The 7827-nt window shown below is 59.4% G+C and carries 6 protein-coding genes and 1 pseudogene; 3 read left to right on the top strand and 4 right to left on the bottom strand.

The features are described 5' to 3' along the window. On the top strand, positions 1-1744 hold a 1744-nt coding region (locus tag EKK30_RS01540; RefSeq protein ID WP_290979219.1), incomplete at its 5' end, for a PAS domain S-box protein. 9 nt (positions 1745-1753) lie between these two features. Here the strand turns inward: EKK30_RS01540 and EKK30_RS01535 are convergent. Together EKK30_RS01535 and mgtA are read right to left on the bottom strand one after the other, a co-directional pair. After that, the gene (locus EKK30_RS01535) at positions 1754-2473 is read right to left on the bottom strand and encodes a response regulator (RefSeq protein WP_290979216.1); all 720 of its coding nucleotides are present in this window, start codon (positions 2471-2473) and stop codon (positions 1754-1756) included. Positions 2474-2665: 192 nt separating this feature from the next. Next, the gene (gene mgtA / locus EKK30_RS01530; protein WP_290979213.1) at positions 2666-5284 is read right to left on the bottom strand and encodes a magnesium-translocating P-type ATPase; all 2619 of its coding nucleotides are present in this window, start codon (positions 5282-5284) and stop codon (positions 2666-2668) included. Positions 5285-5589: 305 nt separating this feature from the next. Here mgtA and EKK30_RS01525 point away from each other — a divergent pair, with 305 nt between their 5' ends. Continuing rightward, positions 5590-6408: an outer membrane beta-barrel protein gene (locus tag EKK30_RS01525; RefSeq protein WP_290979210.1), complete on the top strand. Its 819-nt coding sequence runs from the start codon at positions 5590-5592 to the stop codon at positions 6406-6408. 99 nt (positions 6409-6507) lie between these two features. On the opposite strand, the gene EKK30_RS01520 is transcribed toward EKK30_RS01525, so the two are convergent. Further along, positions 6508-6711 carry a hypothetical protein gene (locus EKK30_RS01520; protein ID WP_290979207.1) on the bottom strand — a complete coding sequence of 68 codons (204 nt, stop codon included), beginning with the start codon at positions 6709-6711 and terminating at the stop codon, positions 6508-6510. Between the two features lie 201 nt (positions 6712-6912). Continuing rightward, positions 6913-7376: pseudogene (locus EKK30_RS01515) on the bottom strand (NUDIX domain-containing protein). A gap of 30 nt (positions 7377-7406) precedes the next feature. On the opposite strand from EKK30_RS01515, the gene EKK30_RS01510 reads away from it, so the two are divergent. After that, the gene (locus EKK30_RS01510) at positions 7407-7817 is read left to right on the top strand and encodes an NUDIX hydrolase (protein WP_290979204.1); all 411 of its coding nucleotides are present in this window, start codon (positions 7407-7409) and stop codon (positions 7815-7817) included. Positions 7818-7827 lie beyond the last annotated feature (10 nt).

The raw sequence follows: 7827 nt of genomic DNA, 5'->3' as shown, positions 1-7827 counted from the left end.
GGTCAACATCTTGATGCCTGAACCCTACCAGGCGCAGCACGATGCTTATTTGCATCGCCATCTTTCCACAGGAGAGAAGCGAATTATCGGGATAGGCCGCGAAGTCCAGGGTTTAAGAAAGGACGGCACGATCTTCCCGCTTCACCTCTCTGTCGGCGCGTTCGAAGTCGCCGGACAACGCTTTTTCTCCGGCATTCTGAACGACCTCAGCGCCCGTGCGCGCTTGCAGGCAGAGATCGATCGGCAGTCCCTGTTGTTCCAGGCCGTATTCGATCACGTGCCGGAAGCGCTGGTCATTTCCTCGCCGGACGGCGAGGTAATTCTGGTGAATCCAGCCGCCACGCGAATGTTCGGCTATTCCGCCGAGGATGTTGTTGAGCTTTCGGCACTCTTCGCCGATAACAACGATCTCTCACGGCTCATCGCTAGCGACGCTGACACGCCCAACGGCCGCACGATCGCGGTTCCGCTTCAGCGTCGTGACGGCACAAAATTTCCAGGCCAAGGGCATATCGCGGATATCGTCGGCTCCGACGGCTCACGCATTGCTGTGGTGACCCTCTTCCGGGACATGACCGAAGAGCTGAGACAGAAGGAAGCCGCTCTAAAATCCCAGCGGTTGGAAGCCATCGGCCAGCTGAGCGGCGGCATCGCTCACGACTTCAATAACCTTCTGACCATCATTTCCGGCAATCTCGAACTCCTGGAAGAGGCGATCACCAATCCGCAGGACCATGAGCTTCTCTCTCGCGCCGCACGAGCAGCCGACTCCGGCGCTCGCCTGACGAACCGGCTGCTGACATTCGCCCGGCGGCGTCAGCTCGCAGCCGCCGTCATCAATCTGAATGAACAGGTTCGGGGCATGACCGAACTGCTGCGGCGAACGCTCGGCGACATGGTCGAGCTTCGCACGTATCTTGCTCCGGATCTTTGGCTGGCGCGGGTGGATGCCGGCGAGGTCGAGGCTGCGGTCATCAACTTGGCCATCAACGCGCGCGACGCGATGCCTGACGGCGGCAAGCTCACGATACGAACGGAAAATGCCACTCTCGATGAAGGAGAGATCGGCTTCGAGGGTCCGTTGACCGCGGGTGAGTACGTCCGAATCTCGGTCTCGGACAATGGCACGGGCATGACCAAGGAAACCTTGAGCCGGGTTTTCGAGCCGTTCTTCACGACGAAGCCGCCTGGGCGCGGAACGGGCCTTGGGCTCAGCACCATCTATGGCTTCGTCAAGCAGTCGCAGGGTAACATCACGATTTACAGCGAGCCCGGCACAGGCACGACTGTGAACCTCTATCTGCCCCGCAATGTCGATGAGAAGTCTGCCGAAAATGCGCCCGAGAAGCCGCAGACGCGGTTGGCGAAAGGCGAGAATGTCCTCGTCGTCGAAGACAATCGGGACGTACGCGTCCTGACTGTGAAGCGTTTCGAACGCTTAGGATATCATGTCGTCGAATGCGTTACGGGCGCGGAAGCCCGCGATGCTTTGAAAAGCGGCCTGAAGGTGGATCTCGTCTTCACTGACATCATGATGCCCGGAGGTCTGACCGGCCTTGATCTGGGTAAGTGGATTGCCGCCAATCATCCTGAACTGCCTGTCATTTTGACGACCGGCTTTGCCGAGGAGATCGCCGGGACAGTGACGACCGATGAAAATGCCTGGACGATTTTGCGCAAGCCCTACACGCAAAACGACCTGGCGGAAGTCGTTCGAAAAGTCTTGGACAAGCATTCGACTTAGGACCGGATCTCAAACGCGTCGGACGTCGACGCCGAGCATGTAACCGATCCCGCGAACGGATTTTATCTGCGCCGGCTTGGAGCCGTCGTCATCGATCTTCTTGCGCAGCCGGCTGACGAGCGCGTCGATCGAGCGATCGAGCGGCGAATAGTCATGGCCCTTCAGAAGATCCATGATTTCGTCGCGCGAGAGTACGCGATGCGGACGGCGAACAAAGATTTCCAGCAGATTGAATTCCCCGGTCGTGAGATCCCGTGCGACCCCGCCGCCGTCCTTTAAAATTCGGCTGGTAATGTCGAGCGTCCATGACCCGAACTGATAGGCTTCGTGCTTGGCTTGCGTCGTCGGGGCAGCAGTCGGACTCACTTCCCGTCTGCGCAGGACCGCGCGCACGCGCGCAAGCACTTCGCGGAGGTTGAATGGCTTGGAGATATAATCGTCCGCGCCAAGTTCGAGCCCGACGATACGATCGACCGCATCACCCTTGCCCGACACCATCACGATGGGAACGTCCCCCTCGGCTCGAATTTCTCGCGCGAGACTGAGACCGTCATCATGGCCAAGTGTGAGATCGAGTGTGACTAAGCTGATGCCCCCTCTTGCGAGCGCAGTGCGGGCGCTCGCCGCGCTGTCGGCCTCGGCCACCAGATAGCCCTCGCGCTCGAAGCAAGTTTTGAGCAGCTGCCTGATGTCGGCGTCGTCGTCGATGATGAGTATCTCTGTCGGCACTCCCGTATCCTCGGAATATCGTCCCTCGTGGACGCCGATCGAAAACCGGACGGCCCGAAAACCTGAATATGCCACTGGGGTATAACACAATCTTTTGGAGCAGAAGCGAGTCTCATCCGCACAACTGCGATGCGCCGATTATCATGTATTTGAAGTAAAAAATGCTAGGCCGACGATCAGATCGGTCCTGGTTCACTTGAGACCGAGATAGCCCCACAACGCCCCACTATTTCGAAAATGTAGCGGATTGTGCAGGCCCTTGGGGGACCACCGGGTGGCAAATGGCTTAACAGCCTCTGCAACAAGCAGATAGGTGAGAGTGATACCGGCGATTGCAGCAAGGATCGATGCCGGGATTGGCACAAAACCAAGGGGACGTCCGAGCGGCGTGAGCGCCAGAACAACGGCGCCGAAAAGCGCACCCAGCGACGTGGCCGCGAGAATAGGGCTCGGCCGGCTGGTCCAGAATGGCAGCGCTGTCCGTATGACGAAGATTACGAGTATCTGCGTCGCGATCGATTCAACGAACCAAGCCGTGCGGAATACCTCGACATCGGCTTTGAATACGGTCGAAAGCATGACGAATGTGGTGATATCGAAAAGCGAGGATAGCGGCCCCATGATCAGGGTGAAGCCAAGGACGGAGCCGATGTTCCAGGCGTGAGGCTTCGCCAGCGACTTTGCATCGGCGCTGTCGAAAGGAATGCCGATTTCAGACAGATCATAGAGAAGATTGTTGATCAGGATCTGCAAGGGCATGAGCGGCAGAAACGGCAGGATGAGGGACGCAAGTGCCATCGAAAGCATGTTGCCGAAGTTCGAGCTGGTCCCCATGCGCACGTACTTCATGATATTCGCGTAAGTACGTCGCCCCTCCGCGACGCCGTCGGCCAGCACGTTGAGGTCTGACTGCAACAGAATGATGTCGGCTGCATCTCGGGCGACGTCGGTTCCGCCCTCGACCGACAATCCGACGTCGGCTGCGTGGATTGCGGTCGCGTCGTTGATCCCGTCGCCGAGAAATCCAACCGTATAACCGCGTGTCCGCAGCGCCCGGACGATCCGCCCTTTCTGATCCGGCGAAACACGGACGAAGAGATCGACGGACGCAACCTGGTCAGCGAGTGCCGCGTCCGAAAGTCTGTCCACATCGTCGCCGGTGAGCATGCCGGTCGACGGAAGGTGGAGGATCTGCACGAGATTCGATACGACGGCAGCCGCATCGCCCGAAATGATTTTGACGGCGACGCCGGCATCGATGAGCTTTGCGACCGCGGCGGTCGCAGAACTCTTGGGTGGGTCGAGGAACGAGGCGACGCCGACGAACGTCATGTCGCTCTCGTCTCCAATCCCGATTTCGCGGCGGTCGAGCGGCATCGTACGTCGCGCCACACCGAGAAGACGTAAGCCCTCTTTGCCCTTTGATTCGAAGATCGACGTGATGGCCGCCTTGCGTTCGGCATCGAGGTGCGTGACGCCTTTGTCGCCCAAGTCGACATGCGTGCAGCGATCCAAAATAGCTTCTGGCGCACCTTTGCTGACAATCTGTCCCTCGCCGGATCGAGACACCAAGACGGAGGATCGCCGGCGTTCGAAGTCGAACGGCATGTCGGCGACGAGAGACCAATTCGCTTCCGCCGGCGCAGTCGCAGCAATGACGGCATCATCAAGATTGCTGCGCGCGCCGCTCGCGAATTGACTGTTGAGCCGGATCAGCCGAGCTACGTTCTCGCTTGCCTGTCCCTCGCAATCCAGGGTTTCGACCAGCGCGATTTTCGCCTCCGTAAGAGTGCCGGTCTTATCCGTACACAGCACGTCCATCGCGCCAAGGTCGTGGATCGCAGAGAGGCGCTTGACCACGACCTTGCGTTTCGCCATCCGGAGCGCTCCGCGCGCGAGCGTCACCGTCATGATCATCGGCAGCAGCTCCGGCGTCAGCCCGACCGCAAGGGCTACGGCGAACATGAAGCTTTCAAGAGAAAGGCCATGCCGGGCGAGCTGCGTGAGAAGCACGAACAGCACAAGAAAGACAGTGAGCCGGAGGATCAACATCCCAAGGCCATGAACGCCGCTTTCGAACGCCGTCATAGGTTCCTTGGCCTCGACCGAAGCTGCGATTGCCCCGAACGTCGTCGCTGCACCCGTCTCTGCGACAAGCATCGACGCATCGCCCGCAATCAGGCTGGTGCCCGCGAAAAAAGCGTTGCGCGCCTCCGCCAATAGCGAGGACGAACACGGTCCCGTGCTCTTTTCGCTCGGATAGGGTTCGCCCGTAAGGCTCGCTTCGTTCGCCATTGCGCCATGGCTGGCAATCACGAACCCGTCCGCCGGCACCAAGTCTCCCGCGCGCAGGCGAACGACGTCGCCCCGGACCAGATCTTTGACGGGGAGCTCGAGTGGGTGCCCGTCGCGCAGCACGGTTGCAGTCACCGCCACCGACTTCTTCAAGGCGTCGATGGCCGCCTCAGCCTCGTTTTCCTGGTAGATGTCGAGCCCGATCGAAAGGGCGACGATCAACACGATAATGATGAAGCTCTGCCAGTCACCCGCCATGCCCGATATCGCAGCGGACAGAAGAAGGATCGCCGTTAGGGGCTCAAGGACGCGACGTAGCGCTTTGCTCCACAAACTTCGCCGCGCCCTCGCGTTGACGAGGTTGGGCCCCTCTCTCTTGAGTCGCTCCGCTGCTGCAACCGAACTCAGTCCAGACGGCTGACTTCGCAGTTCGCTAAATGCAGCATCAAGCGGAACGGTCCAAAATGCTTTCGGGAAGCAATGGAACGGTGTGTCAGGAGGCGCGGGTTGGGTCATTTTGCTCGCGCACGCCTTTTGTCCTATCGCTTCTCATGGCGATAACTTTCGCGTGTGCCGCCGCCCAGCCTTGCGCAGGATCAAACATCCGATGGCGCGGCGTGCGATCTCGCCTGCGATGCGCGTCATGCGCGAATATGAACAAACCCGCCGTGGGATCAAGGCAACGCTGGCTCCTAGCGACGCCGCCAGCTCCAGGCAACACTCTCGACGCCACCATGCGAATCAAGTTGAGTGTTCAGTAAAGGCTAGACTTTCGTCGAAGCCTGACCGGCGATATTGCGGCTGCGGGGATCGAAGCTCTCATGATGAAGGTGTTGCGAATATTTGCAGGCGTCGTCTTCACGCTGATGAGCGTCTCGGCCGCATTTGCTGGCGGTGACTTGAAGGATCCCTACGCTTATACGCCGCCTCCGCCGCCAGCGGGGCCCTATTGCGGCGGCCCGTTTTCAGGGTTCTACGGCGGCGGAATTCTCGGTTTTGGTGGTCTGACCTCCAAAACGACCATTCCGGCGAACCCACCTTTTGCGAATGCCAATCTCAAAGAGAACGATCGCGGGTTTACCATCGGCGGAGTCGGCGGATACAATTGGCAGTGCAACGGCCGTTTGATCGGCATCGAAAGCGACATCAGCTATTTCAACGCCGATGCAGTCGGCACCCTGAACTGCCCGAGCTGCACCACAGGCAACCCCTATCTTTCATTCGGTTCCGAAATCAATTGGTACGGCACGCTGCGCGGCCGAGTTGGCTTGCTGGGCTATGAGAACTTCCTCGTCTACGCGACAGGCGGTCTGGCTTTTGGCGGCGTCGATCACACCATGAAAGGTGGGGCGTTCAACACTGTGGTATTCAGCAAGACCGATAGCGACACTCAGATCGGTTGGACCGCGGGCGGCGGCGCGGAATACCTGTTGAGCGATCATTGGGCGTTTCGCGCTGAAGCGCTCTATGTGGATCTGGGCTCGCAGGATCAGTCATTCACGACCAACGCGTGTTCAGGCGGGAACTGCACGCTACGCGCCACCTACGATGATAGCTTTTGGGTGGCTCGCGTCGGTCTGACGTATCTCTTCGGCGGCGACCGCGCCGCTCCGGCGCCTGATTACGGCCCGCTGAAATAACTGCGGGCGCATTTTTCAAACGTGCGGGGCCGGGACTCGGAGGACGAGTCTCGGCTTTTTTGTGTGTGGTACTATCCCCGCGATTTCGCAAGTTGCAGCTTAAGCCGCGTTCGCCGGCAGAACCTCTTCCCAGTTGGCGATAGCATCAGCTGCGGCGGCGAGGCTCGAAAGGTACGTCGTGGAAATTCGCCCGGTTTGAAACAGTGAGTCGACGCGTGCGGCCTCTGCCATCATCTCGGCGATGTCATCGCTGGTCAGGTCCGAGTAGATCTCGGCCGGCTTGATTTCTGATACTTCACTCATGACGCACTACTACCCCGCATTGCCAGATGCGCCGGAGGTTGCGTTTCGCATTCTCAGCCGGCGCGTCCCGATCGTTATGCCGTCCATTTCCTAAAATATGCGCAGTTTCAACGAGCCGGCTTCCGTTCTGCTTAACATCGGGTTACGACCTCGCCATTACGAAGCAGTCGAGCTGCCGGCCGCCGCAAATGCGCGTTGAAATCAAGGCTGGCCCACGGCCTCCGCGAGACGGTTAAGAAACTCGGCTTGGCTCTTAAGGATTTTCCCGCGCGCTGTTTCCAGGTTGAACCAAGCTGCACGATCGATTTCTTGAAATTCCCGGGTGTGCCCTGAACGCGGCGGCCATTCGATGCTGAAGGTATTGCTGACGAGTTCGGCGGGGTCCCAATCTGCTTCGATGGCCCAGGCTTGCACCACTTTTCCGCCGGCCTGCGAACGGCGCCGAGCGGCAGCGCGCGGCCTGTTGGCTGAAATCCCATCTCTTCGCCGAATTCACGTAGCGCCGCGGCAAAGGGATCTTCGTCAACTTCAATTTCACCTTTCGGAATGGTCCAGGCACCGGCATCCTTTTTCTGCCAGTACGGCCCGCCGGGATGTGCAAGAAGAACCTGCAGCTCGGCCATGTTCCGGTATAAGAGCAATCCGGCGCTCGTCGCGGTTTTCATGGCGCCGCTTTCGACGTAAATGGAATAGCCATGTCGCCGCCTCGCACTCCGCTCCTCACCGCCGATTGTGTCATCGTCTCGCCAGCGCGTGGGGTGCTCATGGTCCGGCGTAAATTCCCTCCGTTCAAGGGCGCTCTCGCGCTTCCCGGGGGGTTCGTCGAGGTTGGCGAAACCGTCGAGCAGGCGGCGCGGCGGGAACTCGAAGAGGAAACGGGTATAAAAGCGACGGACCTCAAGCTCGTCGGTGTCTATTCCGATCCTAACCGCGATCCGCGCTGGCATACCTGCACGGTCGCATTTCTTGCCAATGTTCCCGATGAAGCCGAAGCCGCCGCCGGAGACGACGCCGAAGCTGTAGCCTGGATTAAGAACTTCGATGGCATCGAACTCGCCTTCGACCACCGGAAAATCCTGACCGATGCGCTGAACCTCATTCGATGACGTGAGACCA

Source organism: Hyphomicrobium sp. (assembly GCF_003987855.1).
Lineage (GTDB): Bacteria > Pseudomonadota > Alphaproteobacteria > Rhizobiales > Hyphomicrobiaceae > Hyphomicrobium_B.
The sequence above is the reverse complement of the archived record's forward strand: the minus strand, read 5'-3'. Positions and strand labels throughout refer to the sequence as shown.

Coding starts and splice junctions, on each gene's coding strand:
- EKK30_RS01525 (WP_290979210.1), top strand. CDS start 5,590: ATGATGAAGGTGTTGCGAATATTTGCAGGCGTCGTCTTCACGCTGATG.
- EKK30_RS01520 (WP_290979207.1), bottom strand. CDS start 6,711: ATGAGTGAAGTATCAGAAATCAAGCCGGCCGAGATCTACTCGGACCTG.
- EKK30_RS01510 (WP_290979204.1), top strand. CDS start 7,407: ATGTCGCCGCCTCGCACTCCGCTCCTCACCGCCGATTGTGTCATCGTC.
- mgtA (WP_290979213.1), bottom strand. CDS start 5,284: ATGACCCAACCCGCGCCTCCTGACACACCGTTCCATTGCTTCCCGAAA.